Source organism: Bartonella sp. AA18HLJMS, assembly GCF_042197245.1.
Lineage (GTDB): Bacteria > Pseudomonadota > Alphaproteobacteria > Rhizobiales > Rhizobiaceae > Bartonella.
This window is the reverse complement of record NZ_JBHIRP010000105.1, coordinates 1-508: the sequence shown is the minus strand read 5'-3', so window position 1 is coordinate 508 and position 508 is coordinate 1. Positions and strand designations below refer to the sequence as shown.

General features: G+C 45.5%; 1 protein-coding gene. It reads left to right on the top strand.

The window, feature by feature from the left end:
* Nucleotide 1 precedes the first annotated feature (1 nt).
* A partial coding sequence (locus tag ACFINW_RS10200) for a phage baseplate assembly protein V (RefSeq protein WP_375674281.1) occupies nt 2-508 on the top strand: 507 nt, incomplete at its 3' end.

Here is a 508-nt window from a genome sequence, read left to right as displayed (position 1 = left end):
CATGTTAGAGCGGCGCGATAAAGAAATCACAGATCTAAAGAGACGTGTGGCAAATATGGTTGTGGTGGGGAAGATTAGCCATGTCGACCATAAAAACGCACGCTATCGGATAAAAAGTGGCAATCTTGTCAGTGACTGGATTCCAGATACCCAAGCCCGCGCCGGTAAAACACGCTCCTATGAAGGGCGTGATGTTGGAGAGCAAGTAGTTGTTATCTCGTCATCAGGGGATTTGTCACAAGGGGTGATTGTGGGTTCCATTCATACAGATGCTAATCAAGCAGCCGATAAGGGCAGCATTCACCGAACGATATACCCTGATGGAACCAGCCTTGAATATGATGATGAACAAAACACTTATGGAATTCACATCAAATCCGGCGGAAAGTTTATCCTGACAATCGCTGATGGTGTGTCACTAAAAGGTGATGGTGGCAAGCTAGAGCTTACCGCACCGGAAGGCATAAAGATTGTTTCAGAAAGCGATATAAATTTAAACGCAAAAGGC